The organism is Streptomyces sp. NPDC058045 (assembly GCF_042885635.1).
GTDB lineage: Bacteria > Actinomycetota > Actinomycetes > Streptomycetales > Streptomycetaceae > Streptomyces.
Map to the genome: position 1 here is coordinate 65042 of NZ_JBHVRR010000027.1, position 24963 is coordinate 90004.

At 71.6% G+C, this 24963-nt stretch carries 25 protein-coding genes; 13 read left to right on the forward strand and 12 right to left on the reverse strand.

All coding sequences use genetic code 11. The features are described 5' to 3' along the window. Positions 1 to 9: 9 nt before the first annotated feature. Positions 10 to 843 (reverse strand): hypothetical protein, encoded by an 834-nt coding sequence (locus ACFVST_RS18055; RefSeq protein WP_390152420.1) that lies wholly within the window; start codon positions 841 to 843, stop codon positions 10 to 12. A gap of 94 nt (positions 844 to 937) precedes the next feature. Further along, positions 938 to 1684 carry an IclR family transcriptional regulator gene (locus tag ACFVST_RS18060; protein ID WP_390152500.1) on the reverse strand — a complete coding sequence of 249 codons (747 nt, stop codon included), beginning with the start codon at positions 1682 to 1684 and terminating at the stop codon, positions 938 to 940. 282 nt (positions 1685 to 1966) lie between these two features. Here ACFVST_RS18060 and solA point away from each other — a divergent pair, with 282 nt between their 5' ends. From solA to ACFVST_RS18120, 12 genes are all read left to right on the forward strand, one after another. Then, positions 1967 to 3100, forward strand: a complete 1134-nt coding sequence (gene solA / locus ACFVST_RS18065; protein WP_390152423.1) for an N-methyl-L-tryptophan oxidase — start codon at positions 1967 to 1969, stop codon at positions 3098 to 3100. 5 nt (positions 3101 to 3105) lie between these two features. Beyond that, positions 3106 to 4086 carry a succinylglutamate desuccinylase/aspartoacylase family protein gene (locus tag ACFVST_RS18070; RefSeq protein WP_390152426.1) on the forward strand — a complete coding sequence of 327 codons (981 nt, stop codon included), beginning with the start codon at positions 3106 to 3108 and terminating at the stop codon, positions 4084 to 4086. Positions 4087 to 4160: 74 nt separating this feature from the next. Further along, positions 4161 to 5264 (forward strand): ABC transporter substrate-binding protein, encoded by a 1104-nt coding sequence (locus tag ACFVST_RS18075; protein ID WP_390152429.1) that lies wholly within the window; start codon positions 4161 to 4163, stop codon positions 5262 to 5264. Then, the gene (locus tag ACFVST_RS18080) at positions 5257 to 6390 is read left to right on the forward strand and encodes an ABC transporter ATP-binding protein (RefSeq protein WP_390152432.1); all 1134 of its coding nucleotides are present in this window, start codon (positions 5257 to 5259) and stop codon (positions 6388 to 6390) included. The genes ACFVST_RS18075 and ACFVST_RS18080 overlap by 8 nt, the downstream gene beginning before the upstream one ends. Then, positions 6387 to 7313 (forward strand): ABC transporter permease, encoded by a 927-nt coding sequence (locus ACFVST_RS18085; RefSeq protein WP_390152434.1) that lies wholly within the window; start codon positions 6387 to 6389, stop codon positions 7311 to 7313. The genes ACFVST_RS18080 and ACFVST_RS18085 overlap by 4 nt, the downstream gene beginning before the upstream one ends. Continuing rightward, positions 7310 to 8176: an ABC transporter permease gene (locus ACFVST_RS18090; protein WP_390152436.1), complete on the forward strand. Its 867-nt coding sequence runs from the start codon at positions 7310 to 7312 to the stop codon at positions 8174 to 8176. Before ACFVST_RS18085 ends, ACFVST_RS18090 begins: the two co-directional genes overlap by 4 nt. After that, positions 8173 to 9564 (forward strand): aminotransferase class III-fold pyridoxal phosphate-dependent enzyme, encoded by a 1392-nt coding sequence (locus ACFVST_RS18095; protein ID WP_390152439.1) that lies wholly within the window; start codon positions 8173 to 8175, stop codon positions 9562 to 9564. The genes ACFVST_RS18090 and ACFVST_RS18095 overlap by 4 nt, the downstream gene beginning before the upstream one ends. 67 nt (positions 9565 to 9631) lie before the next feature. Continuing rightward, entirely contained in the window at positions 9632 to 10585 is a 954-nt protein-coding gene (locus ACFVST_RS18100) for a succinylglutamate desuccinylase/aspartoacylase family protein (RefSeq protein WP_390152441.1), read from the forward strand. Continuing rightward, on the forward strand, positions 10582 to 12042 hold the full coding sequence (locus tag ACFVST_RS18105; RefSeq protein ID WP_390152444.1) for an aldehyde dehydrogenase family protein: 1461 nt from the start codon (positions 10582 to 10584) through the stop codon (positions 12040 to 12042). Before ACFVST_RS18100 ends, ACFVST_RS18105 begins: the two co-directional genes overlap by 4 nt. Continuing rightward, on the forward strand, positions 12039 to 12977 hold the full coding sequence (locus ACFVST_RS18110; protein ID WP_390152447.1) for an aldo/keto reductase: 939 nt from the start codon (positions 12039 to 12041) through the stop codon (positions 12975 to 12977). The genes ACFVST_RS18105 and ACFVST_RS18110 overlap by 4 nt, the downstream gene beginning before the upstream one ends. A 52-nt stretch (positions 12978 to 13029) precedes the next feature. Then, the gene (locus tag ACFVST_RS18115) at positions 13030 to 13695 is read left to right on the forward strand and encodes a haloacid dehalogenase type II (protein ID WP_390152450.1); all 666 of its coding nucleotides are present in this window, start codon (positions 13030 to 13032) and stop codon (positions 13693 to 13695) included. A gap of 52 nt (positions 13696 to 13747) precedes the next feature. Then, a complete protein-coding gene (locus tag ACFVST_RS18120; RefSeq protein WP_390152453.1) occupies positions 13748 to 15031 on the forward strand; it encodes an NAD(P)/FAD-dependent oxidoreductase in 1284 nt (427 codons plus the stop codon). 38 nt (positions 15032 to 15069) lie between these two features. Here the strand turns inward: ACFVST_RS18120 and ACFVST_RS18125 are convergent, their stop codons facing one another. The 10 genes from ACFVST_RS18125 to ACFVST_RS18170 form a co-directional block, all read right to left on the reverse strand. Continuing rightward, positions 15070 to 15321 carry a hypothetical protein gene (locus tag ACFVST_RS18125; RefSeq protein WP_390152456.1) on the reverse strand — a complete coding sequence of 84 codons (252 nt, stop codon included), beginning with the start codon at positions 15319 to 15321 and terminating at the stop codon, positions 15070 to 15072. A 10-nt stretch (positions 15322 to 15331) separates the two neighbouring features. Next, positions 15332 to 16303, reverse strand: a complete 972-nt coding sequence (locus ACFVST_RS18130) for a nitrilase-related carbon-nitrogen hydrolase (RefSeq protein ID WP_390152459.1) — start codon at positions 16301 to 16303, stop codon at positions 15332 to 15334. Positions 16304 to 16364: 61 nt separating this feature from the next. Then, positions 16365 to 17690, reverse strand: coding sequence for a uracil-xanthine permease family protein (locus tag ACFVST_RS18135; RefSeq protein ID WP_390152462.1), 1326 nt, complete (start codon positions 17688 to 17690; stop codon positions 16365 to 16367). Between the two features lie 35 nt (positions 17691 to 17725). Then, complete coding sequence (locus ACFVST_RS18140; protein ID WP_390152464.1) at positions 17726 to 18409, reverse strand: SDR family NAD(P)-dependent oxidoreductase; 684 nt, start codon at positions 18407 to 18409, stop codon at positions 17726 to 17728. A gap of 9 nt (positions 18410 to 18418) precedes the next feature. Beyond that, a complete protein-coding gene (locus tag ACFVST_RS18145) occupies positions 18419 to 19174 on the reverse strand; it encodes an SDR family NAD(P)-dependent oxidoreductase (RefSeq protein WP_390152467.1) in 756 nt (251 codons plus the stop codon). Next, positions 19171 to 19956 (reverse strand): alpha/beta fold hydrolase, encoded by a 786-nt coding sequence (locus ACFVST_RS18150; protein ID WP_390152470.1) that lies wholly within the window; start codon positions 19954 to 19956, stop codon positions 19171 to 19173. Before ACFVST_RS18150 ends, ACFVST_RS18145 begins: the two co-directional genes overlap by 4 nt. After that, positions 19953 to 21122, reverse strand: a complete 1170-nt coding sequence (locus tag ACFVST_RS18155) for an NAD(P)/FAD-dependent oxidoreductase (protein WP_390152473.1) — start codon at positions 21120 to 21122, stop codon at positions 19953 to 19955. Before ACFVST_RS18155 ends, ACFVST_RS18150 begins: the two co-directional genes overlap by 4 nt. Continuing rightward, a complete protein-coding gene (locus ACFVST_RS18160) occupies positions 21119 to 21316 on the reverse strand; it encodes a ferredoxin (protein WP_390152476.1) in 198 nt (65 codons plus the stop codon). Before ACFVST_RS18160 ends, ACFVST_RS18155 begins: the two co-directional genes overlap by 4 nt. Continuing rightward, positions 21313 to 22350, reverse strand: coding sequence for a Rieske 2Fe-2S domain-containing protein (locus ACFVST_RS18165; protein ID WP_390152479.1), 1038 nt, complete (start codon positions 22348 to 22350; stop codon positions 21313 to 21315). The genes ACFVST_RS18160 and ACFVST_RS18165 overlap by 4 nt, the downstream gene beginning before the upstream one ends. Positions 22351 to 22523: 173 nt before the next feature. Next, positions 22524 to 23102, reverse strand: coding sequence for a helix-turn-helix domain-containing protein (locus ACFVST_RS18170; RefSeq protein WP_390152482.1), 579 nt, complete (start codon positions 23100 to 23102; stop codon positions 22524 to 22526). 79 nt (positions 23103 to 23181) lie between these two features. Here ACFVST_RS18170 and ACFVST_RS18175 point away from each other — a divergent pair, with 79 nt between their 5' ends. Next, positions 23182 to 24627 (forward strand): amidohydrolase family protein, encoded by a 1446-nt coding sequence (locus ACFVST_RS18175; RefSeq protein WP_390152485.1) that lies wholly within the window; start codon positions 23182 to 23184, stop codon positions 24625 to 24627. Positions 24628 to 24963 lie beyond the last annotated feature (336 nt).

A 24963-nucleotide genomic window follows, 5' to 3' on the forward strand; every position in this document is an offset into this window, starting at 1 on the left:
GAGTTGGGGTCAGGTCTGGAGGTCGGGTCGTGGAGTGGTGACGTCCCTGCGGGTCACCGCCAGATAGCCGACGAGGCCGAGGATGACGGCGAGGAACAGTGCGCTGGTCGCCACCGTGCCCAGTCCCACCCCGCCGTCCCCGGTCGGCTGCGAGAGGTAGTCGCCGATGGAGGCGCCGAGCGGCCGGGTGAGGATGTAGGCGATCCAGAAACTCCACACCGCGTCGAGCCCCAGCGCGAAGTGCGCCACCGCGACCGCGGCGATGGCCAGCCCGAACAGCACGGCGGCGACCCAGTAGCCCAGGTTCATCCGCTCGGAGACCAGGTCGCCCGCGGCGGTGCCCAGCGCGAAGGTGAACAGCACCGCCAGCCAGTAGAAGGACTCCCGGCCGGGGGTGTCGATGCTGTGGATGGACAGCGTCCGCTCCCGGCGGAACCACACCGCGAACACCACGGCGAGCGCGACGGCGAACACCGCGGTGCTGGTCTCCAGCGGCACGCCCATGTTGTCCGTGAGGTTGTCGCTGATCAGTGTGCCGACGACGCTGATCAGGGCCACGGCGAGCCAGTACACGCCGGCCCGGTAGCCGCGGGTGCGGAACTGCACCACGAGCACACCGGCGAGCAGCACGCTCATCAGCACGGACACCCCGGTCAGGCCGAGTCCGGCCTTCTCGTTGAGCAGGTCGGCCGCGGTCTCGCCGACCGTGGTGCACAGCACCTTGATGATCCAGAAGTAGACGGTGACCTCGGGGACCTTGTTCCAGTACCGCCGGTGCCGGGCGGCCGCCACGGGACGGTCGGTCCCGGGCGCCGCGGATTTCTCGGACGTTTCGTAGGTCATGGGGCAAGACCGTGCCACCGGATACCTGAACGCATCCTGACTGCCGCCCGGCACCGCGCCGCCCGGACCGCCGTTGCCCGGACGACCGTTGCCGTCAGGCGCCGTTGCGGCGGGCCGCTATCTCCTTCGCGGCGTCCGCGATCAGGCGGCCCAGCTCCGGCACCCGCTGCTCGTCGTAGCGGGACTCGGGCATGGAGGCGGCGACCGTCGCCAGCGGTGTGCCGTCCTCGTCCAGGATCGGCGCGGCCACGGCGCACACATCGGGCCGGTACTGCTTGCGGTTGACGGAGTAGCCGTCGGCGCGCACCCGGGCCAGGTCGGCGCGCAACTGCCCGTCGTCGGTCGGGGTGGAGTCACCGAACCGCTCCAGGCCGTGCTCGACCAGCTCGTCGATGTCCGCCTTCGGCAGGTGCGCCAGGATCGCGCGGCCGGTGGCGGTGGCGTGCAGCGGGGAGGTGTCGCCGATGGCGTGGAACGTCCGTACCGCGTGGGTGCAGTCGACGCGGTCCACGACCACCATGGACTGGAGGGCGTCCGGGACCGACAGGTGGATGGTCTCGTTCAGGGTGTCCCGGAGCCGGATCATGGGCTCCCGGGCGGCGGCGAACAGGCTGGACCCCTGAAGTGCCGCGGGCCGTACGGCGAGTACCCGCGCGCCGATCTCCCAGCGGGTGGTGTCCTTGCGGTTCGCCCGCAGCCAGCCCGCCTCGTTCAGGGTGACCAGGGTGCGCTGCACGGTCGACTTGGGCAGACCGAACATCTTGGTCAGTTCCCCCACCGTCACCGGCTGGTGCTGCGCGACCGCCTCCAGGATCCGCAAGGACCTGGTCACGCTCTTCATCTCCATCTCGTTTCCCCCCGTTGACTTCCGGATCTCCTCGGGTTCACCCCTTGACTCCCCTCCCGACCCGCTGCCATTCTCGTGCCAGATTCTAGCACAGCGTTCCACAATGTGGCACGGGGCTTGACGCGGGGCCGGAAAGCGACCCTGCACCGCAAGGACTCCGCAGCCTCGCTCCGGAGAATCCCAGCCGGTGTCCGCCAGCCCTCCGGTATCCGGAATTTCCCCATCCGCACACCGGGCGCCCAGCATCCCCGCCTCGGGAGACGAAAGGAACCCCTCGTGTCACCCAGCAAGCGCGTAGCCGTCGTCGGCGTCGGAACCATGGGCAGCCAGGCCGCCTGGCGGCTCGCGGCCCGCGGAGCCGACGTGGTCGGCTACGACCGGTACGCCCCCGGCCACGACCGCAGCGCCGCCGGCGGTGAGACCCGGATCTTCCGCAGCGCCCACTTCGAGGACTCCCGCTACGTCCCGCTGCTCCAGCACGCCGACACCCTGTGGCGACAGCTCCAGCGGGACACCGGCCGCGAACTGCGCCGCCTCACCGGCTGCCTGCTGATGGGCCCCGTCGCACACCACCAGATGGCCACCGTGCTCCGGTCCATCGACGAACACGGCCTGGACCACGAGGTGCTCGACACCGGCGCGCTCGCCGAACGCTTCCCGCAGTTCCGCGTCGAGGACGGCGACGCGGCCGTACTGGACCGCCATGCCGGCTTCATCCGGCCCGAGTTGACCATCCAGACCGCCGCCCGCCGCGCCGAGGAACTGGGCGCCCGCATCCACCGCTACACCACCGTCCGCGAGATCGTCCCCGTCCGCGGCGGGGTGGAGGTCCGCACCGACTCCGGCAGCGAGCACTTCGACACGGCCGTGGTCACCGTCGGCCCCTGGGTCAACGACCTGCTGCCCGACCTGCCGTGGGAGGTGGACATCCGCCGGCTGATCAACGCCTGGTATGTGCCCACCTCCGACGCCTGGTTCGGGGAGCAGCGCCCGGCGTTCATCCGCACCGCCCCCACCCACCTCTACGGACTGCCCTCCCCGGACGGCGTCTCCGTCAAGCTCGGCCTCTCCCGCGCCCTACACCGGCCCGCGGGCGACCCCAACAAGCTGGACCGGACCGTGGAGCCCGAGGAACTCGACATCTTCACCGAACTGATCGGCCGCCATATGCCGGACCTCAACCCCGACCCGACGCGGCTCTCCGTCTATATGGAGGGCTACACCGAGAGCAGCCGCCCGCTGGTCGGCCCGCTGCCCGGCGCCGAGAACGTGGTGCTGCTCGCCGGGTTCTCCGGCCACGGCTTCAAACTCGCGCCCGCCTTCGGGGACATCGCGGCCGACCTCGCGCTCGACGGCACCTCGCCGCAGCCCATCGACTTCCTCTCCACCCTCGACCGAGCGGAGGCCTGACCGGTATGAGCAGCGCTCTCTTCGTCGGCGCCCTGAGCGCCGAACCGGGCACCAAAGCCCGCGGCACCGTCCCCGCCGACCTCGGCACCACCACCGTGGACATCCCGCTCACCCTGATCCACGGCGCCCACCCCGGCCCCCGCGTCGTCATCACCGCGGGAGTGCACGGCGGCGAGTTCACCGGCATCGACGCGGCCACCCGGCTCGCGGCCCTGCTGGAACCCGGCGAGGTGCACGGCCAGATCCTGCTCTGCCCCGTCGCCAACCCGCCCGCCGTGTACCAGGGACGCCTCGGCACCTCCCCGCTCGACGGGGTCAACATCAACCGCGTCTTCCCCGGCACCCCGGACGGCGGCCCCACCGAACGGCTGGCGCACTGGCTGTTCACCGAACTGCTCGACGGCGCGGACGCCTACCTCGACCTGCACTCCGGCGGCATCGACGAGGTCCTCACCGACTTCGTCGGCTACCGCCGCACCGGCGACGCCCAACTCGACGCCACCACCGCGGAGATGGCCGCGGCCGCCGGTGTCGGAGACGTCATCCTGGGCCTCGACGCCGAGGGCGGCAACAGCCACGCGGCCGCCGCCCGCCGCGGCATCCCCGCCATCCTGGTCGAGACCGGTCAACTCGGCGAACGCGACCCGGACACCGCCCGCCGCCTCGTCGACGGCCTGTACGGCGTACTGGCCCGCCTCGGCGCCCTCCGCACCCACACCGGGAGCGCGGCACCGGCCCGGGAATGGGTCTGGGCCGCCGCGGTCACCGCCGGGGCGGGCGGCCTCTGGTACCCCGAGTTCACCGCGGGGGACGAGGTGGCCCAGGGCCAGGTACTCGGCCGGGTCATCGACCCCGCGGACAGCCGCGAACACAAGGTGCTCGCCCCCGCCACCGGCCGGATCTTCTACGGAATGCACGGCCTGACCGTCGCCCCCGGTGCCGAACTCGCCGCCATCGCCGCCCCCATGGACACCGGCGACCACTGACCCCCACCCCCAGCACCCCCCGCCCGCACCCAGCCCAGCCCGTCATCACGTACCGCACCACCAGGAGGAACCCGGTGAGAGACAACCGGACAGACCGCCGAGGGTTTCTGCGCGGAGTCGGCGGCGTCGCCGCAGGCATCGCCGCCGCCACGACGCTCGGTGCCTGCGGCACCGGCACCAGCCGCTCCGGCGGCAGCGGCGGCAAGAGCTCCAAGACCCTCGTGGTCCGCGACAGCGGCGGCGCCTACGGCGACGCCAACCAGAAGGCGCTCTACGAACCCTTCACCAAGGAGACCGGAATCCAGGTCAAGGTGGTGAACATCCAGTACGCGCAGATGCTGGCCCAGATCAAGCAGGGCCGCCCCCAGTTCGACGTGATCGACGACTCGATGGCCGACTTCGTCCTCTTCAAGAAGGACGGCGCCGCCCAGGACCTCGACTACGACCGGCTGAAGAACTTCAAGAACGCCCGCATCGCGGAGAACCTGGTCACCTCCAACGCCGTCGGCAAGAACTACTGGGCCAGCGTCATGGCGTACCGCACGGACGCCTTCGGTGGGAGGAAACCTTCCTCCTGGGCCGACTTCTGGAACACCAAGGCCTTCCCCGGCAACCGCGCCCTCCAGGCCCTCGACGCCGACCTGCCGGAGCTGGAGTTCGCCCTGCTCGCCGACGGCGTGGCGCCGGACAAGCTCTACCCCCTCGACGTGGACCGCGCCTTCAAGGCCCTCAGCGAGATCAAGCCCCGCATCCGCAAGTTCTGGGACACCGGAGCCCTGCCCGGCGTCCTCCTCGGCCGCAAGGAGGTCGTCGCCACCAGCGTCTGGCACGGCCGTCTCGACGCCCAGATCAAGGGCGGCGCCCCGCTCGCCTACCAGTGGAACGGCGCCCGCCGGCAGAGCAACGCCCTCGGCATCCCCAAGGGCGCCGGCAACCTCGACGCCGCGTACCAGCTCATCGACTTCGCGCTCAGGCCGGAGGTGCAGGCCGCCTACGCCGAGCTGTACCCGATGGCCCCCTCGGTGCCCGGCGCCTACAAGAAGCTCTCCGCCAAGACCACCGCCAACCTGGCCAGTTCGCCCGAACACCTCAAGTCCGGCTTCGACCTGGACGTCGAGTGGTGGATCAAGAACCAGGACGCGGTGTCCAAGCGCTGGCAGGAGTGGACCCATGAGTGAGGCCGGCACCCTGCCACCGCCAACAGCCCCAGCCCAGGCCGACCGCACCGGAAAACCCCTGTCGGTGACGGCACTTCGCAGGACGTACGGCGGAGTCACCGCCGTCGACGAGGTGTCCATGGAGATCGCGGGCGGCGAGTTCGTCACCTTCCTCGGCGCCTCCGGCTCCGGCAAGACCACCACCCTGATGATGATCGCCGGATTCTGCGAACCCGACTCCGGCAGCATCGTCGTCGGCGGCCGGGACGTCACCCGGCTCGCCCCGCAGAAACGCGGCCTCGGCTTCGTCTTCCAGCAGTACCTGCTCTTCCCGCACATGACGGTGTGGGAGAACGTCGCCTTCCCGCTGCAACTGCGCGGCCTGTCCAAGGCCGAGCAGCGCCAACGGGTCGGCGACACACTGGAGATGGCCGGCCTGTCCGCCATGGGCCGCCGCCGCCCGCGCGAACTCTCCGGCGGCCAGCAGCAGCGCGTCGCCCTCTGCCGCGCCCTGGTCTACCGGCCGCCCGTGATCCTCATGGACGAGCCACTCGGCGCGCTCGACAAGAAGCTCCGCGACCAGTTGCAGACCGAGATCAAACGGGTCCAGCAGGAACTCGGCCTCACCGTCATCTATGTGACCCACGACCAGGAGGAAGCCCTCGTCCTGTCCGACCGCATCGCCGTGATGCGGGACGGGCGGATCGACCAGTTCGACACCCCGCGGGAACTCTTCGAACGCCCCCGCACCCCGTTCGTCGCCGACTTCCTCGGCGCCGCCAACTTCCTCACCGGCCAGGTCGAACAGCGCACCCCCGCCCACACGTTGGTACGCCTCGACACCGGCGGAGTGGTCAAAGCCCGCCCGCACGAAGCCGCCGAAGGCACCCGGGTCCGCGCCGCCGTACAACCCGGCCGGCTCGTGCCCTGCCCGCCCGACGAGGGATTCTGCACCGGCACCGTGGAGACCGTCACCTACGTCGGCACCCTCGTCCGCGTCACCGTCCGCCCCGACAGCGACGCCGCCGGCGAACCCGTCCGGCTGGAACTGCCCGCGGGCCGCGCCCCCGTCCCCGGCGAAGCCGTCGGCCTCACCGCGGACACCGGCAACGTCAGCGTCTTCCCCGACACCGGACAAGGGGGGTGAGCACCACCATGACCGTGCTCGCCCCGGGCTCCACCGCCCCCGTGTCCCACCGGAAACGAGCCGCCCGCGCCCTGTCCGACCGCCGCACCCGCTTCGGCCTGCTCAACGCCACCCCCGTCGTCGTCTACCTGCTGATCCTCTTCATCTATCCGATCTTCAGCACCCTGATGCTGAGCCTCAAAGGCCAGGACGGCGGCTTCACCCTGCACTGGTACGCGGACGCGTTCCGCGGCGCCCACCTGGAGATCCTCCTCACCACCCTGCGGATCTCCGCCGAGACCTCCCTGCTCGCCCTCGTCGTCGGCTTCACCCTCGCCGCCGCCATCTCCCGGCTCAAACCCCTCTGGGCGGGCCTGGCGATGCTGGTCGTGATCGTGCCGCACTTCATCAGCGCCCTGGTGCGCACCTACGGCTGGATCATCCTGCTCGGCGACAACGGCGTGGTGAACAACATCCTCACCGGCGCCCACTTCCCCGGCGCGCCCTTCCAGCTCCTCTACAACGAACTGGGCGTCGTCATCGGCACCACCGCCGTCATGCTGCCGTACACCGTGCTGCTGCTCTACGCCGTGATGAAGGGCATCGACCGGCGGCTGATGGCCGCCGCCGCCGGAATGGGCGCCGGACGCCTCACCATCTTCCGCCGGGTCTACGTCCCGCTGGTCGCCCCCGGCCTGGTCAACGCCGGAGTGCTCTGCTTCATCCTCAGCCTCGGCTACTACCTGACGCCCGCCCTGATGGGCGGCGAGAAGCAGACCATGGTCGCCTCGCTCATCGACGAGCAGGTCATGAAGCAGAACCAGTGGAACGGCGCCTCCGCGCTCGGCATCATCCTGCTGCTGTTCACCTTCGCCGGACTGCTGCTGCTCAGACTGCTGAAGTCGGCCCGCGAAACCCTGCGGCAACGGGGGACCGCCTCATGATCGAGCTACGCGCCACCCTCGCCGGACGCATCACCCTCGCCGTCCTCGCCACCGTCATCCTGCTCTTCCTGGCGATGCCGATCATCGTCATCGTCGTCACCTCCCTCGGCAAGGACGCCTTCGGCAGCTTCCCGCCCAGCGCCTGGACGTTCAACTGGTACCGGCAACTCTTCGACCAGGGCAGCAAATGGCCCGCCGCGCTCTCCCTCAGCGCCTCGGTGGCCGCCATGACCACCGTCTTCTCCCTCCTCCTCGGCATGACCGCGGCCACCGCCCTGGTCCGCAGCGAACTCCCGCTGCGCTCCGCGGTGTACGGCCTGGTCCTCGCGCCGCTGGTGATCCCCCAAGTCGTCATCGCGCTCGGCCTGTTCCTGCTCTTCGAACCGGCGTCGATGCTCGGCAGCCCCATCGCCATCGCCCTCGGCCACACCGTCATCGCCTCCCCGATCGCCGTGATGATCCTGATGGCCTCCCTGAAAGGCGTGGACGAACGCCTGGAGGACGCCGCCGCCAGCATGGGCGCCGGCAGGCTCACCGTGTGGCGGCGGATCACCCTGCCGCTGGCCATGCCCGGACTCGTCGCCGCCGGTGTCTTCTCCTTCATCACCAGCTTCGACGAGTTCTTCATCTCCCAGTTCCTGTCCTCGGTGGACACCGTCACCCTGCCCGTCCAGGTCTTCAACGTCCTCCAGTACAACGTCGACCCGTCCGTGACCGCAGTCAGCGCCATCCTCATCGCGGTGGCGGTGGTGGCGCTCGCCCTGGTCGGAGTGGTGCGCAGACTCAGCGGCTCCGGCAAGCAGGACGGCCTGCTCCCCACCGAGCCCGCCGTGGGCCTGCCCGCCGGAAGTGAGACCCGATGACCGCCAGCACCCGCACCCCGACCACCGGCCTGCCCGCCTCCGCGGCCCGCCACCTGCTGCTCAACATGACACCCAACGGCTCCCTCGGCACCGAAGGGGAGAACCTCTTCGTCATCCAGCGCGGCCACGGCCCCTACGTGGACGACACCGACGGCAGACGCTACATCGACGGCCTGTCCGGCCTGTACTGCTGCCAACTCGGCTACTCCTACGCCCCCGAGTTCGCCGAAGCCGCCGACAAGCAGCTCCGCGAACTGTGCTTCAGCCCCCTGTGGTCCGCCTCCGCGCACCCCACCGCCATCGAACTCGCCGAACGCCTCGCCCGGATCGCCCCGGCCGGCATCGAGCACACCTTCTTCTCCGGCGGCGGCGCCGAAGCCGTCGAAACCGCCTGGAAGATCGCCCGCCGCTACCACTCCCTGCGCGGTGACACGGGGCGCGTCAAGGCGATCGCCCGGCGCGGCGCCTACCACGGGCTGACCGTCGGCGCCCTCTCCCTCACCGACGACCCCGGGCTGCGCGAGCCGTACGGGCCCGCCGCGATCGACACCCGCTTCACCGCCAACACCAACCGCTTCGGCCTGCCCGCCGAGTACGCCGACGACGCCACGTACAGCGCGCACCTCCTCGCCGAACTGGAAGCGGAGATCCTCGCCGAGGGCCCGGACAGCATCGCCATGCTCATCGCCGAACCGGTGCAGAACCGCGGCGGCTGCATCACCCCGCCCACCGGCTACTGGGAAGGACTGCGCGCCCTGGCCGACCGGTACGGCTTCCTGCTCGCCGCCGACGAGGTGATCACCGCGTTCGGCAGGCTGGGGGAGTGGTTCGGCGGCGACCGCTATGGCGCCCGCCCCGACATCATCACCGTCGCCAAGGGCATCACCGCCGGCTACGCCCCCATGGGCGCCACCCTGGTCAGCGACCACGTCGTGGACGTCATCAACCGGCCCGGCGCCGTCCTCAACCACGGCTACACCTTCGCCGGGCACCCGCTGAGCGCCGCCATCGCCCTGCGCAGCCTGGAGATCATCGAACGCGACGGCATCCTGGACCACGTCCGCGGCCAGCAGGACCACCTCCAGGCCCGGATGAACGCCCTCACCGCCCTGCCCATCGTCGGCGACGTCCGCGGCACCGGATTCTTCTACGCCTGCGAACTCTCCGGCGACCTCGACGGCGGGGGCTTCAGCGACCGCGCCCGGACCGAACTCGTCGCCGGCCTGATCCCGCGCCGCCTGCGGGAAGCCGGCCTCCTCGCCCGCGTCTACAACCGCGACGCACCCCTCGTCCAGATCGCGCCCCCGCTGGTCAGCGACCGCCAACTCCTGGACCGCATAGCCCAGATCATCGCCGACGCCCTCGAAGAGGCATCGGCCCGCCTGTGAACGGCACCCCTGTGAACCGCCCCCCTGTGCACCCGCACCCTGTGACACCCGCTGAGGAAGGAACCCCATGTACTCCATCGGTCCGCTGACCGTCGCCCCCGGCGAGCGCGCCCAAGGCCTCATCCCGGTCGGCACCAGCAGCTACGGCGTGGAACTCGGCATCCCGCTGATCGTCGTCAACGGCGCCGAACCCGGCCCGGTGCTGTGTGTGGACGCGGGCGTGCACGGCGACGAGTACGACGGCCAGGAGTCCGTCCGCCGCGTCCTGGCCGAGACCGACCCGGCCACCCTGCGCGGCACCCTCGTCGGCATCCCCTGCATGAACACCCCGGCCTTCGAAGCCGCCGCCCGCGCCGGGGGGCTCGACCACCTCAACCTCAACCGCATCTTCCCCGGGGACGCGGACGGCTCGTACTCGCTGCGGCTCGCCGCCACCTTCGTGGAGCAGGTCGTGCCCGCCATCGACGCGCTGGTGGACCTGCACACCGGCGGCACCTTCGGCGAGATCGCCCCCCTCGCCATCCTCCAGGGCGGCTACGAGGACCTCGCCACCGACCTCGCCCTCGCCGCCGGGCACCAACTGGTCTGGAAGGGCGGCAAATGGGGCGGCACCGTCCGCCACCCCACCCTCGCCGCGGGCAAGCCCGCCATCACCATCGAGGCCGGCGGAGGCACCTACCGCGAGAGCAACGTCGACCTGCACATCGAATCGGTGCGCAACATCATGCGGCAACTCGGCATGACCGACGGAACGGTGAAGCTCCGCGACACCTACACCACCGTCTCCGGCACCTTCGCCCGCTCCGCCGCCGGCGGCTTCTACCTCGGGCACGCCGAACCCGGCGACACCTGCAAGGCGGGCGACCTGATCGCCCACATCGTGGACCACTACGGCAACACCCTGGACGAGGTCCGCGCCCCCGAGGACGGCGTCATCCTCTGGGTCCGCCGCAGCCGCACCGTGCGCCCCGGCGACGAGACCGTCATCTTCGGCGAGGTGCAGGGGGAGATCCGGCCGTGACCCCGGAACACGAGGTGACCGGGCTGCTGATCGACGGCAGGCGGGCACCGGCCGCCGACGGACGGACCTTCGACGTCCTCGACCCGTCCGACGGGTCGGCCATCGCCCGGGTGGCACTGGCCGGTGAGAAGGACGTGGACCAGGCCGTGGCCGCCGCCCGCACCGCGGGCACCGCACCCGACTGGGCCGGAATGCGGGCCGCCGACCGGGGCCGGCTGCTGCACCGCATCGCCACGGCCATCCGCTACCAGGGCGAGGACCTGGCCCGCCTGGAGAGCCGGGACACCGGCAAACCACTCGGCCAGGCCGTCGCCGATGTGGAGGCCGCCGCCCGCTACTTCGAGTTCTACGCGGGCGCCGCCGACAAACTCGGCGGCACCACCATCCCCCTCGGCCCCGGCCTGATCGACTACACCGTCCTCGAACCGATCGGTGTCTCCGGCCAGATCATCCCGTTCAACTACCCACTCCAGAACACCGCGAGAGGATCGGCCCCCGCCCTCGCCGCAGGCTGCACGGTGGTGCTGAAACCGTCCCCCGAGGCACCCCTCACCCCGCTGGAGATCGGCAGGATCGCCCTGGAGTGCGGCCTGCCGCCCGGCGTCCTCAACGTCGTCCCCGGCGACGCGGACACCGGCGCCGCCCTCGCCGGGCACCCCGGCATCGACCAGGTCACCTTCACCGGCTCCGTACCGACCGGCATCAAGGTCGCCCAGGCCGCCGCGGCCAACGTGGTGCCCTCCGTCACCGAACTCGGCGGCAAATCACCGTTCATCGTCCTCGCCGACGCCGACTTCGACCTGGCGCTCACCGCGATCCTCGGCGCGTCCTTCAGCAACGCGGGCCAGATGTGCTCCGCCGGGACGCGGCTGCTGCTCCAGCGGGGCGCCGAGGAGTTCCTCGACCGGCTGGTGGAGAAGATCGCCGCCCTGCGCGTCGGACCCGGCCTCACCGACCCGGACATCGGGCCTCTGGTCGCCGCCCGGCAACGCGACCGGGTCCTCGGCTATCTGGACCTGGCCCGGCAGGAGGGCGCCGTCGCACGCACCGGCGGCGGCGCCCCCACCGCCCCCGAACTGGCCGACGGCTACTACATCGAGCCCACCGTCCTCACCGGCCTCACCAACGACGCCCGCTGCGCCCGCGAGGAGATCTTCGGCCCCGTCGTCACCGTCATCGGCTTCGAGGACACCGAGCAGGCACTGGAGATCGCCAACGACAGCCCGTACGGACTGTCCTCCTACGTCTGGACCCGCGACATCGACCGGGCGATGCGGCTGGCGCAGGGCATCCGGGCCGGGCAGGTCTATGTGAACGCCACCGGTGTCGGCACCGGCGTGGAGCTGCCCTTCGGCGGCTACAAGCACAGCGGCTGGGGCCGGGAGAAGGGCCTTGCGGCGCTGGCGAGTTACACGCAGACCAAGAACGTCTGCATCGGATTCGGGAGCCGGCCATGAGATACCGCACCCTCGGCGAACGCGGCCCGGCCGTCTCCGCGGTCGGCCTCGGCGGCAACAACTTCGGCTCCCGCCTCGACGAGAGCGGCACCCGGGCCGTCGTCCACGCCGCCCTCGACGCCGGGATCACCCTCTTCGACACGGCCGACATGTACGGCGGCTTCGGTGAGGGGGGCGGCGCCCGCGGTGACGGTGAACGCCTCCTCGGCGCCGCCCTCAAAGGGCACCGGGACAGCGTGGTCCTCGCCACCAAGTTCGGTATGGAGATGTCCGCGGAAGCCGAGCGGGCCGGCCCCCGCGGCGCCCGCCGCTATGTCCGGTACGCCGTCGAAGCCTCCCTGCGGCGCCTCGGCACCGACCGTATCGACGTGTACCAGTACCACGAGCCGGACGGGGTGACCCCGCTGGAGGAGACCGTCGCCGCACTCCGGGAACTGGTCGACGAGGGCACGATCGGCCACCTCGGCTGCTCCAACCTCCCGGCCGGGCAGCTCACCGCCGACTTCGTCTCCACCCAGGCCCGCTACCACCTGCTCGACCGCAGCGCCGAGAACGACCTCGTCCCCGCCTGCCTGCGCACCGGCGTCGGCCTGCTGCCGTACTACCCGCTGGCCAACGGCCTGCTCAGCGGCAAGTACCGGCGCGGCGAGCAGCCGCCGCCCGGCAGCCGGCTGAGCTGGCGGCAGGGCTGGCTCACCGACGCGGCCCTCGACCGGGTTGAAGCCCTCACCGCGTACGGCGCCGAGCGCGGCCTGAGCCTCCTGCAGGTCGCGGTGGGCGGCCTCGCCGCGCTGCCCGCCGTCGGCTCCGTTATCTGCGGCGCCATGACCCCCGAGCAGGTCACCGCCAACGCGGCGGCGGCCGACTGGGCCCCCGGCCCCGACGACCTGGCCGCACTCGACCGGACCGCCATCCCCGGCGAGCGCGTCGTCTGACCCCCCGCACCCCCAACTCGCCCACAGAACACCCGAATCGAGGCCCGACCCGATGCGAGAGATCGTCACCTTCGACGCCTACGGCACCCTGATCGACTTCCAGCTCGGTCCCACCACCCTGAACGTCCTCGGCGACCGGCTGAACCTGGACAACCTGGACGTGGACGAGTTCCTGGACGACTTCCGTGTGATGCGCTTCCAGGCCGTACTGGAGGCCTACCGCCCCTACCACGAAGTCCTGCACTCCAGCCTCCGCAACGCGATGCGCCTGCACGGGCTCGAATACCGCGCATCCGACGGGGACGCCCTGGCCGCAGCCGTCCCCACCTTCGGCCCGTTCCCCGAAGTCCCGGACGCGCTGCGGGCGTTGAAGTCCCGCTACGAGATCGCCATCATCTCCAACACCGACGACGAGCTCATCGCGCGGAACGTGGCGAACATCGGCGTCGACTTCGACCACGTCATCACCGCCCAGCAGGCCCGCGCCTACAAGCCGGACCGCCAGACCTTCGAGCACGCCTTCAAGACCATCGGCGTCGACCCCTCCCAGGTCGTCCACACCGCCCAGGGCTGGGAGTACGACCAGATCCCCACCCGCGACCTGGGCCTGCGGCGCCGGGTGTGGATCAACCGCTACGGCCACCCCGGCAGCGCCGACTACCAGCCCTACGACGAGCTTCCCGACCTGTCGGGCCTGCCCGCGCTGCTCGGTTGCTGACGGCACGGCAGGACACGGCGACACCGCACAGCGGACACGGAGGACGCACCGCATGAAGCAGATCCCCTACTGGCTCGACACCGCCCCCGCCTTCCCCGACCGGTCCGGGAAGGACCTGCCCGACGAGGCCGACCTGGTGGTGATCGGCGGCGGCCTCACCGGCCTGTCCACCGCCTACCACACCGCCCGCAAGGGCGCCCGCGTCGTCCTCGTGGAGAAGGACAAGGTCGGCTCGGGCGCCTCCGGCCGCAACGGCAGCATGTGCACCCAGGGCATGACCATCGGCGTCGGCGAGGCCCGCAGGCGATTCGGCGAGGAACGCGCACACGAGCTGTACGGCGCCTTCCGCGAGGCCGTCGACGTCGTGGAGGAACTGACCCGCACCGAGGACATCGACTGCGACTTCCACCGCTCCGGACGGCTCGGAGTCGCCTTCAAACCCCAGCACTTCGAGGCGATGAAGGCCACCCAGCGCGACCTCGCCGACAACTATGGCCATGAGACCCGGCTGCTGTCCCCGAGCGAACTGAAGGCCGAACTCGGCTCGGACTACTACCACGGCGCCCTGCTCGACCCCCTGAGCGCCGGACTGCACGTCGGCAAGTACGTCCACGGACTCGCCGCCGCCGCCGAACGCGCCGGCGCCGAGATCCACGAACGCAACGCGGCCACCGGCCTCATCCGGCTGCCCGGCGGCGGCTTCCTGGTCGAGACCCTGCACGGCACCATCCGCGCCCAGCGGGTCATGGCCGCCACCGACGCCTACACCGACAAGTCCATGCCGTACTTCCGCAAGCGGCTGATCAACGTGGGCAGCTTCATCATCGTCACCGAACCGCTCGGTGAGGCCCGCGCCAAGGAGATCATCCCCAACGCCCGCCTGGTGGTGGACTCCAAGAACGTCGGCCACTACCTCCGCCTCACCCCCGACAACCGCCTCGCCTTCGGCGGCCGCGCCCGCTTCGCCCCCTCCGACCCGGCCTCCGACGTCAAGAGCGGGGACATCCTGAAGCGGGAGATGACGGAGATCTTCCCGCAGCTCGCCGGGGTGCGGATCGACTATGTGTGGGGCGGCCAGGTCGGCTTCTCCTGGGACCGCCTCCCGCACGCCGGCGAGGTCAACGGCCTCTACTACTCCATGGGTTACTGCGGCCACGGCGTGCAGATGGCCACCTATATGGGCCGCGCCCTCGCCGAGACCATGGACGGCCACCCCGGGGCCAACCCGCTGCGCGGCATCGGCTTCCCCAAGGTCCCCGTCCCCTTCTACAACGGCACCGCCTGGTTCCTCCCGTTCGGCGGCGCGTACTACAAGGCCAAGGACCGGTTGCGGTAGCGGCCGCCGCCCCCGCGCCCGGTGTCTCCGGGGTGTTCTCAGGAGAGCCAGGCGCGGAGGCGGTCGCCGAACACGACCTCGCTCGGCAGCCGTGCCAGTTCCTCCGCGTCCACCTCGGCGCCCTGCCGCCGGAGGGTGCGGGCGAGGGAACCCCAGTGGCCGGCCGCCGACTGCTCGTTGCCGTCAGTGAGTCGTCGGGCCTCCAGCCGGGCCGTCGCCGAGAACCGGCGGGCGGTCGTGGCGGGGGCGTCCAGATCGACGCGGATGACGAGGCGGGTCACCGGGCTCATGGCAGCCTCCTCAGACGCCGCTGCTGCGGGTGGTGGTGCGGGGTGACTCGTCTATGTGGAGGGTGAAGATGTCGGGGCGGGCGTAGTGGCCGGTGGGGTCGAAGTCGAAGCGGGCGCGGGCCAGTTCGTCCAGGTCGAGTGCGGCGGTGAGGATGCCCTCGGCCTCGCGGAGCGGACCGGCCAAAACCTCGCCGAGGGGGGAGACGATGACGGAGCCGCCGCCGATCAGCACGGTGTCCGGCGCGTCCCCCTGCACGGGGCGCAGGTCGGCGGGCAGCGCGTCGCGGCGCAGGTACTGGCAGGCGGAGAGGACGAAGCAGCGGCCCTCCAGAGCGATATGCCGCATGGTGGTCTGCCAGGTGTCGCGGTCGTCGACGGTCGGCGCGCACCACAGGTCGACGCCCTTGGCGTACATGGCGGTGCGGAACAGCGGCATGTAGTTCTCCCAGCAGATGCCCGCGCCGAGCAGGGCGGCGCCGGTGTCCACGACCGGCAGGGTGGATCCGTCGCCCTGGCCCCAGAGGTAGCGCTCGCCGGCCGTCGGCATCAGCTTGCGGTGCAGGCCCAGATAGCCGTCGGGCCCGAAGAAGAGGGCGACGCAGTACAGGGTGCCGCCCCGTCGTTCGACGGCGCCGACCACGGCGTGGCAGCCGAGTTCGCGGGTGAGGGCGGCCAGTACGCCGGTCTCGGGGCCGGGGATGTCGATCGCGGCGGCGTGGTAGCGGCGGAACAGTTCGCGGCCGGCGGGGGTGCGGTTGCCGACGGTGACACCGAAGTCCAGGCCCTTGGGGTAGCCCCCGAGGAACGCCTCGGGCAGGACGACGACCTCCGCACCCCGCTCGGTGACGGCCTCCCGCAGCAGCTCCCCGGCCCGGTCCAGCGCGGCCGGGGTGTCGAACAGCGGTGCGGCGGCCTGCACCACGGCGGCGGTCACGGTACGGCGGGGCGCGGCGGCCTCGGCGGCGGGAATCGAGGAAGTCATACCACCGAGGCTAGGTCGACCAGGAAGTTCACGCACCGCCGTACCGCAGCCGGCCCCAACGTCAGCTCTCCGCTGGGGACTTGGGGAGGACGACATTGAGTACCACGGCGAGCAGTGCCGCGGGGACGACGCCCGTCTGAAGGAGTACCGCGACCTGCTCCGGCAGCCGGTCCACGGATTCGGGTACGAAGTGGATGCCGAGGCCCACGCCCATGGCGACCGCGGTGATGAGCAGATTCCGGTTGTCCAGGCCCGCTTCGCCCAGCATCTGGATGCCGAGCCCCGCGACCATGGTGAAGAGCACGATGGCGGCGCCGCCCAGCACCGCGGGAGGCATCGCCGCGATGGCGGCCGAGGTCTTCGGCAGCAGGCTCAGCAGCACCAGCAGCACCCCGCCGATGGACACCACATGCCGGCTCATCACCTTGGTGAACGCGATCAGGCCCGCGTTCTGGCTGAAGCTGGTGTTGGGCACCGTGCCGAAGAGCGCCGCGATGAGTGAGCCGGCCCCGTCGGCGAGCACCCCGCCGGACAGTTCGCGGTCGGTGGGGCGGCGCCCGGCACCGCCCTTGGTCAGGGCCGAGATGCAGCCGATGGTGTCCAGCGAGTTGGCGACGGCCACCACCGACATCGCCACCACCGCCGCCGCGGGAAAGCTGATGCCGAACTCCAGCGGCTGCGGCAGCGCGAACCAGGCCGCCGAGCCGACACCGGAGAAGTGCACCTTGCCGAGGACGATCGCCGCGAGATACCCGACGACCAGACCGCACAGCACGGCCACCGAGCTGAGGAAGCCGCGGGTGTACTGGTGCACGATCACGGTGACCAGCAGCACCAGGCCCGCCAGCAGCAGATTGACCGGCGCCCCGAAGTCCTTGGCGCCGTTCCCGCCCGCCGCCAGTGTCACCCCGGTCGGCAGCAGCGCGATCCCGACCGAGGCGACCACGATGCCGGTGACCAGCGGCGGGAACAGCCACCGCAGCCGCCGCAGCAGCCCGCCCAGAACGAACTGGACGACCCCGGCCGCGATCGCACCGCCGAACACCGCCGAGATGCCGAACTTCTGCGCCAGCGGCAGCGCGGCGGCCGCGAACGCGAAACCGGTGCCCTGCACCACGGGCAGCCGCGCCCCGACCGGGCCGATCCCGAAGGTCTGCACGAGGGTGCTCAGCCCGGCGACGATCAGCGCGGCCTGCACCAGCAGTGCGGTGGTGTGTGTGGCGGCGCCGACCGCGCCGGCCAGAAGGATGGGGATGGTGACATTGCTGGCGAACATGGCGAGCACATGCTGCACCCCGAGCGGGACCGCGGTCCGCCAGGGCGGCATCCGGTCCACGTCGTATCGGTCGCCGTGCCGCGCGTGGTCCGGGCCGGATTCCACACTCATGTCGACTCCTGCGTTCAGCCGCGTCGGTGCGCGGATCAGTTGAAGTGGGATCCGCCGTTGGCGAGGAGGGTCTGACCGGTGACGAAGCCGGCGCGGGGGGAGGCGAGCAGTGCCACCGCGGCGGCCACGTCGGCGGGTGCGCTGTCCCCCTTCAGGCAGCGCTGCCCGGCGTCCGCGGTGTCCTCGTCGAAGCCGACCAGGTTGACGCGGGTGCCGTCGTCGCCCACCTCCCGGGCCACCGCCCGCACCAGGCCGAGCAGTCCGCCGGCCGCGGACACCTCGGGCAGCGCACCGGGCTCCCCGCGCCAGGCGGAGCCCGGGGTGAGGACGACGGCGTTGCCGCGGGGGGAGCGTGCCAGATGCGGGCGGGCCGCGGCGAGCACCAGCCAGGTGCCGCGCACCCGCTCCCCGAACACCGCGTCCCACACCGGGTCGCCGCCGGCGGGGCCGAAAGCGCCCGTCACCACCAGGTCCACCCCGCCCAGCAGTTGGGCGGCGGTGTCGAGCAGCGCGGCGGTGGACTCCTGGTCGCCGCTCTCGTAGGCCAGTGCGTGGGCGGTGCCGCCCGCGCGGGTGATCCGGTCCGCGGTCTCCTCGGGCCGCTCCCGGTCGGCGAGTGCGACGCGGGCCCCGCACCGGGCCAGTTCGAGCGCGGTCGCCGCGCCGAGCGGAGTGGCGGCGCCGGTCACGACGGCCGCGTATCCATCGAGCAGTGTCATGTCACGTCCTTAGAGGAAGTAGGCGCCGCCGTTGACGACGACGCTGGCCCCGGTGACGAAGCCGGATTCCGGGCCGGTGAGGAAGAGCGCGGCGCCCACGAGGTCCTCGGGGAGCTCGGTGCGCCGGAAGCAGCGCATACCGACGACGCGCTCGTTGTTGCCGGGCTGCGCGGCGAGCAGCGCGTCGTCCGGGATGAAGTCGGGGTAGAGCAGGTTGACGGCGACCTTGTCGTCGCCCAACTCCCGGGCGAGACCGCGGGTCAGACCGATCAGCGCCGCCTTGGAGGTCACATAGTGGGCGAACAGCGGCACACCCCGGAAGACGGTGTTGGAGCCGATGTTGACGATGTGCCCGCCGCCCTGCTCCCGCATCCGGGGGGCGGCGGCCCGGCAGCAGTTCCACACCCCGCGCACATTGACGGCGAAGGCACGGTCCCACTCCTCGACCGGAATCGTGTCGAAGGGCCCGCGGCGCGCACCGCGGAAGTACCCGGCGTTGTTGACGAGGGCGTCGACCCGGCCGAAGGCGTCCACCGCGGCCTGCACCATGGCTTCGGCGGAGGCGGCGTCGGTGACGTCGAGTTCCACGGCGAGCGCCCGCCCGCCCCGGTCGCCGATCTCCGCGGCCACCTCGGTGGGCGGGGTGAGGTCGGCGGCCACGACGGCGGCCCCGGCCTCGGCCAGCGCCAGGCTGAGGGTGCGGCCGATGACGCCCGCGGCACCGGTGACGACCGCGACGGATCCGGTGTGGTCTGCTGCTGTCACAGGAACTCCTGGAGAACGAGGGCGAGTTGATCGGGCGCGTCCACCGGCACCAGGTGCCCGCACCGCTTCAGATGGACGAGGCGCACCCCGGCCCGCAGACCGGCCGTACGCTCGGCGGTGTCCGCGTCCAGCACGGGGCTCTCGGCGCCGTGCACCAGCAGGGCCGGCGTGGTCAGCGCGGCGAACTCCCGCCCCCGGTCGTCCCGCCGGAAGGGCCACCGCGTCAGGAAGTACGGGTCGTGCCGCCGCTCCAGCCGCCCGCCGGGCCCGGGCCGCACCCCGTGCCACGCCAGCGTGTCGATCATCGGCTCCGGCGCGAACCGGTTGGCGTCCCGCTCCCACCGCCACACCTCCCGGTGGCTGCCGAACGCCCCTGGCCGCCGCGGTACTTGGTCCTCGCCCTGGGTGAAGGACAGCGGTACGTCGAGGACGGCGAGGCGGCGTACCCGCTGCGGCTGGAGCGCGGCGGTGTGCACGGCGACCAGGCCGCCCCAGGACAGGCCCACCAGGTCGACGGGGGTGTCCAGCAGATCGAGCAGCGCCAGCAGATCGGCGGTGTGGTCGGCGGTGGTGTAGCGGCCCTCGGCGGACCACTGGCTCTCGCCGTGACCGCGCAGGTCCACCGCGATCACCCGCCCCGCGCCCGCGAGCGCCGGGGCCACCGCGTCCCAGACGCGGGCGTGCCCGGTCACCCCGTGCAGCAGCACCACGGGACGCCCGCCGCCCCCGTGGTCGACGGCGTGCAGGCGGAGCGAATCCGCCTGCCAGAAAAGGGACTTCATGCCGCGACCGCCTCCGCGAAGTCGAGGGCCTCGGCCCAGGGGGCGCTCCGGGCGATCAGAGCGCGGTACTTCATCACCAGGTCGGGGCGCCCCACCGCGAGCGCCCCGGTCACCGCGTCACCGCCGCGGTACAGCGTCACCCACCGGCGCTCCGCCACCGACCCGTGCACGGTGACCGTCTCCTCGGCCTCGGGCACCCCGACGAACTGGATGCGGACGCCGTACCAGTCCGACCAGAAGTACGGCACCGTCCGGTACGGCCTGTCCTCGCCGAGCAGATTGCGGACCGCGGCGGCGGCCTGCTCGGCGGCGGTCGTCCAGTGTTCGAGCCGCATCGGCGCACCGTCGAAGAGGGGGTTGGGCCAGCGCGCCACATCGCCCGCGGCGTAGACGCCGGGTGCCGCGCGCAGGGTGGCGTCGCAGTGCACACCGTCGCCGATGGTGAGGCCGGAGCCGTCGAGCCACTCCGTGTTGGGCACCGCGCCGATCCCGGCGACGACCAGATCGGCCGGCAGCCCGCTGCCGTCGGCCAGCCGCACCCCGTCCGCCGCCACCGCCTCCACGCCCACGCCGCACCGCAGTTCGGTGCCGTGGTCCGCGTGCAGCAGACCGAGGGCGGCACCCGACTCGGTTCCGACGGCGCGGGTCAGGGGCGCGCGGTCGGCCTCGACGACCGTCACGTCCAGCCCGCGCGCCCGCGCCCCGGACGCCACCTCGGACCCGATGAAACCGCAGCCGATGACCACCGCCCGGGACGCGGAGCCCAGCGCCTCGCGTACGGCGAGGGCGTCGCCCACGGTGCGCAGCGACCGCGCCCCGGCGATGCTCCGGGCCCGGGCGCCGGTGGTGAGGACCAGGCCGTCGTAGCCGACGCGCCGCCCGTCGGCGAGGTGCACCTCGCGGGCGCCGGTGTCCAGTCCGGCGGCGGGCACACCCAGCTCCAGCCGCACCCCGTGCTCGGCGAAGTGCTCCCGGCCGCGGAAGCCGAGCTCGTCGGGGGAGAGGTCCGGCTCGGTGAGGAAACGTTTCGACAACGGCGGTCTGTCATAAGGGAGTTGGGGCTCCGCGCCGATCAGGGTGATCTCGCCGGTGTACCCGGTGCGGCGGGCCGCCTCGACCGCGCGCAGCCCGGCCAGCGAGGCACCCACGACGACCAGCCGCCTCACTCCTCCTCCAGCAGCGAGATGGCCTCCACCGGGCAGTTGTCCACCGCGCCCTGGACGGCGTCCCGCAGCGAGGGGTCCGGGGTCTCGTCGGTGACCAGCAGCGTGCCGTCGCCCTGCACCTGGAACAGCTCCGGCGCGAACGACTCGCACATCCCGAGCCCGGCGCACCTGCCGCGATCGATCCTGATCCTCATGACGTTCCCTCTTCCCGTGCGAACTCCAGCAGCCACCGGCGGTACTCGACGGTGATCTTGTCGGCGACCCGGATGTACATCTCCCGCGTCAGATCCATCGGGATCTCCTCCGGCCGCAGCGACTCGATGATCGGCTTGTCCTGCGACAGCACCAGATGCTCGAAGTTCATGAACCCCTCGTCATGGCGCTCGTCCAGGGCGTAGTCCCGCGCGACGAACCAGAAGTTGCGGCACTCGCGCTGGGAGAGCGGCGAGGACGTCATAAAGACCACGTAGTGGGCGCCGTTGGGGAAGTTGCGCGTCAGATGGATGCTCAGCGGCATGGACAGGTGGTAGGAGTTGAGCACGTCGAACACCGCGTCGGTGATGCCGAGTTGCTCCTTGATCTCGCCGCTGCTCGGCTCCTTGACGGTGTGCTCGAAGCGCAGATCCCGGCCGTCCCGCCAGACCTCGTGATCGGTGACCTCGGCGTGCTCGCGGCTGCCGAGCACACCCGGGTGCACCCAGGCGAAGTGCGCCATGTCCACGAAGTTCTCCAACCGGCGGAAGCTGGAGATCTTCCAGTCGTAGGACGGCCCGGTGAGAATCCGGTAGGCGCTGTCGGTGAACTCGGGGAACGGCGGGACCTCGTAGCGCGGGGTGCCGAGGCAGACCCAGATCAGGCCGGCGGACTCCACCGCCTGGTACCGGGTCAGGCAGGCCCCCGGCGGAATCGGCAGATCGGGCCGGGCGGGCACCTCGACACACCGGCCGTCGTCCCCGTAGGTCCAACCGTGGTACGCGCAGCGCAACTTGCCCTGCTCCAGCCAGCCGAGGGAGAGGGCGGCGCCGCGGTGCACACACAGGTCCCGGAAGGCCGACACCTTGCGGCCGAGCCGGGCGACGACCACCGGCTCGTCGAGCAGGCGCACCCCGACGGGTTTGTCGGTGAGGTCGGCGGCGTACATCACCGGATGCCAGAAGTCGCGGAGCGACCGGTAGAGGGCGGACTCGCTGTCCGGCGTGAGGTAGGTGGAGGCGATGCGTTCGGTCATGGCATCCATAGGAGCAATATTTCTTCACACTGGTCAATACTCCGGGTACAAGATCTTTGTTCACGGCAATATTCGCCGGTCCGCTACGGGCACGGTCACGCACCAGCAACGCACGACAGAGGCCCGGCACCCGCGGAGTGCGGGCGCCGGGCCTCCGGCCGGGCCGGGCCGGGTCAGAACGACGGCGGCGAGCTGATGATCAGGAAGTGCGCGCCCTCCGGCCCCGCGTGCCAGCGGTGCGGGATCGTCGCCGGGTAGTACATCGAGTCACCCGACTCCAGCCGCTCCACCCGCGAGGTCCCCACCCGCACCTCCAGCGACCCGGCCAGCACATGCACGAACTCCTCGCCCGCGTGCTCGGTGTGCGCCCCCGCCTCGGTGTCCGGCTCGGCGATCACCTCGTTGGGCTCCATGTCCCGCGTACCGTCCGCCAGAAACCGCACCCGCACGCCCTCGGCCAGCGCATACGAACGCCCCTCGCCGCCGCGGACGATGCTGATCAGCGGCCGCTCGCCCTGGGCCAGCAGGCCGTGCGCCGTCGCCCCGAGCGCGGCCGCGACCTTGTGCAGGGTCATCAGGCTCGGCATCGAGCGGCCGTTCTCCAGTTGGCTGAGGAACGGCTGCGACATCCCCGCCCGCTTGGCGACATCCCGCAACGTCAACCCGGCGTCCTGGCGCGCCTGCCGGATCGCCCGCCCGATCGACGCCGCCAGGGCATCCGCCTCCAACTCGTCCCCGTCCAGCTTCGCCACCGTGCTCCCTCACCCCTTGACGTCACGAAATCGACTTTGATTCTATCAATACTCCGTGCGTCCGGACGAGAGGCGACCCATGCCCCCGGTGAACACCTGCGACCTCCTGCTGACCCACGCCGTGCTCGTCACCATGGACGACGACCGCCGCATCGTCCACGACGGCGCCCTCGCCGTACGCGGCGAGCACATCGCCGCCGTCGGAACCACCGCGGAGCTGTCCGACTGGACCGCCGCACGCCGCGTCGACTGCTCCGGCAAAGCGGTCATCCCGGGCCTCATCGACTGCCACAACCACCTGTTCCAGCTCCTCGGCCGTGGTCTCGGCGAGGGGATGGCACTGTGGCCCTGGCTCTGCGAGTTCATCTGGCCCTACGCCGGCGGCATCACCCGCGACGAAGCCGTGGCCAGCGTCCGGCTCGCCTCCGTCGAAGCCGCTCTGGCCGGCACCACCTGCGTCATCGACAACCACTACGCCCCCGCCGACCCCGAGACCACCCTCGCCGTGGCCGAGGCGATCGAGCGGACCGGGCTGCGCGGCTCCGTCGCCCGCGGCATCACCGGCACTATGACCGAGGTGGCGGCGGAACACGGCCTCAGCCCCGCCCTGTTCCGCCACTCCGCCGACGAAGAGATCGCCATCACCGAGCAGTGCCTCCGCGAGCGCACCGGCCACCGCGTCGGCGTCTGGCCGGCCCCCCTCAACATCATCTACGTCGATCAGGACCTGGTCGGCCGCTCCGTGGAACTCGCCCGCACCCACGGCACGCCCTGGCACAGCCACTGCTCCGAGGCCCGCGTCGACCCGGAGATCTACCAACAGGCCTACGGCACAAGGCCGTTCCTCTGGCTGCGCGACGCCGGACTCCTCGACGAACGCGCCACCCTCGCCCACGCGATCTGGCTCGACGACGAGGAGATCGAAGCGGTGGGCACCGCCCGCAGCGGCCTCTCCTACAACCCGATGTCCAACCAGTACCTGGCCTCCGGCACCATGCGGCTGCGCGACGTCCGCACCGCCGGCGCCGTCGTCGGACTCGGCAGCGACGGCTCGGCCGGCCACCGTATGGACATGTTCCAGGTCATGAAGCAGGCGATCTACGTCCAGCGGCTGACCACCCTCGAACCCGACAGCACCAACGCCATGGAAGCCCTCACCCTGGCCACCCGCGAAGGCGCCCGCTACGCCGGCATCGACGCCGGCCAACTCACCCCCGGCACACTCGCCGACCTCGCCGTCATCAACCTCGACGCCCCCCCACCTCGCCCCCCTCCACGACATCGTCTCCACCCTCGTCTACTCCGCCACCGGCGCCGACGTCGAACTGACCGTCGTCGGCGGGCGCGTCATCACCGAGCACGGTCGGTGCACGGAGGTCGACGCGGCGGAGATCACGGCCGAAGCCGGGGCGCGGGGAAGGGAGTTGGCGGAGCGGTTGGGGCTGGGGCCGGGGTGAGCGGGCTCACGGTCTGGGTGGTGAAGGTGTATCGGGTGTCGTGTTCGTCTCTGGCGCAGAAGACGTAGGGTTCGCCGAGGGTTATGAGGTCGAGTGCCCAGGTGTGTTCGTGTGGGTCGGTGGTCCAGGCGCGGATGGGGTGGGCGTGGGGTGGGGCGAGTTGGTCTGCTACGTGGTGGGCGCGTGTGTGGAGCCAGCGGAGGGCGAGTCGTGGGGAGTCTGTGCGGTGTTCTCCGAGGGCGAGTTGGGGGGCGCCGGGGGTGTAGGCGAGGAGTCGGGCGCTGTAGGTGCCGCGGAGCCGCCCCCATGCCGGTGCCGCCGTCTGTATGAGTGTCACCGGGCGGCCGCCTGCGGCAGGGACAGGTGGGCCCACACGGTCTTGCCGACGCCGAGTCGTGGTGATA

Excerpts from the sequence above, each read along its gene's own strand:
- ACFVST_RS18055 (WP_390152420.1), bottom strand. The coding sequence starts at position 843 with ATGACCTACGAAACGTCCGAGAAATCCGCGGCGCCCGGGACCGACCGT.
- ACFVST_RS18060 (WP_390152500.1), bottom strand. The coding sequence starts at position 1,684 with ATGAAGAGCGTGACCAGGTCCTTGCGGATCCTGGAGGCGGTCGCGCAG.
- ACFVST_RS18070 (WP_390152426.1), top strand. The coding sequence starts at position 3,106 with ATGAGCAGCGCTCTCTTCGTCGGCGCCCTGAGCGCCGAACCGGGCACC.
- ACFVST_RS18080 (WP_390152432.1), top strand. The coding sequence starts at position 5,257 with ATGAGTGAGGCCGGCACCCTGCCACCGCCAACAGCCCCAGCCCAGGCC.
- ACFVST_RS18090 (WP_390152436.1), top strand. The coding sequence starts at position 7,310 with ATGATCGAGCTACGCGCCACCCTCGCCGGACGCATCACCCTCGCCGTC.
- ACFVST_RS18095 (WP_390152439.1), top strand. The coding sequence starts at position 8,173 with ATGACCGCCAGCACCCGCACCCCGACCACCGGCCTGCCCGCCTCCGCG.
- ACFVST_RS18100 (WP_390152441.1), top strand. The coding sequence starts at position 9,632 with ATGTACTCCATCGGTCCGCTGACCGTCGCCCCCGGCGAGCGCGCCCAA.
- ACFVST_RS18110 (WP_390152447.1), top strand. The coding sequence starts at position 12,039 with ATGAGATACCGCACCCTCGGCGAACGCGGCCCGGCCGTCTCCGCGGTC.
- ACFVST_RS18115 (WP_390152450.1), top strand. The coding sequence starts at position 13,030 with ATGCGAGAGATCGTCACCTTCGACGCCTACGGCACCCTGATCGACTTC.
- ACFVST_RS18120 (WP_390152453.1), top strand. The coding sequence starts at position 13,748 with ATGAAGCAGATCCCCTACTGGCTCGACACCGCCCCCGCCTTCCCCGAC.
- ACFVST_RS18125 (WP_390152456.1), bottom strand. The coding sequence starts at position 15,321 with ATGAGCCCGGTGACCCGCCTCGTCATCCGCGTCGATCTGGACGCCCCC.
- ACFVST_RS18130 (WP_390152459.1), bottom strand. The coding sequence starts at position 16,303 with ATGACTTCCTCGATTCCCGCCGCCGAGGCCGCCGCGCCCCGCCGTACC.
- ACFVST_RS18135 (WP_390152462.1), bottom strand. The coding sequence starts at position 17,690 with ATGAGTGTGGAATCCGGCCCGGACCACGCGCGGCACGGCGACCGATAC.
- ACFVST_RS18140 (WP_390152464.1), bottom strand. The coding sequence starts at position 18,409 with ATGACACTGCTCGATGGATACGCGGCCGTCGTGACCGGCGCCGCCACT.
- ACFVST_RS18150 (WP_390152470.1), bottom strand. The coding sequence starts at position 19,956 with ATGAAGTCCCTTTTCTGGCAGGCGGATTCGCTCCGCCTGCACGCCGTC.
- ACFVST_RS18160 (WP_390152476.1), bottom strand. The coding sequence starts at position 21,316 with ATGAGGATCAGGATCGATCGCGGCAGGTGCGCCGGGCTCGGGATGTGC.
- ACFVST_RS18165 (WP_390152479.1), bottom strand. The coding sequence starts at position 22,350 with ATGACCGAACGCATCGCCTCCACCTACCTCACGCCGGACAGCGAGTCC.
- ACFVST_RS18175 (WP_390152485.1), top strand. The coding sequence starts at position 23,182 with ATGCCCCCGGTGAACACCTGCGACCTCCTGCTGACCCACGCCGTGCTC.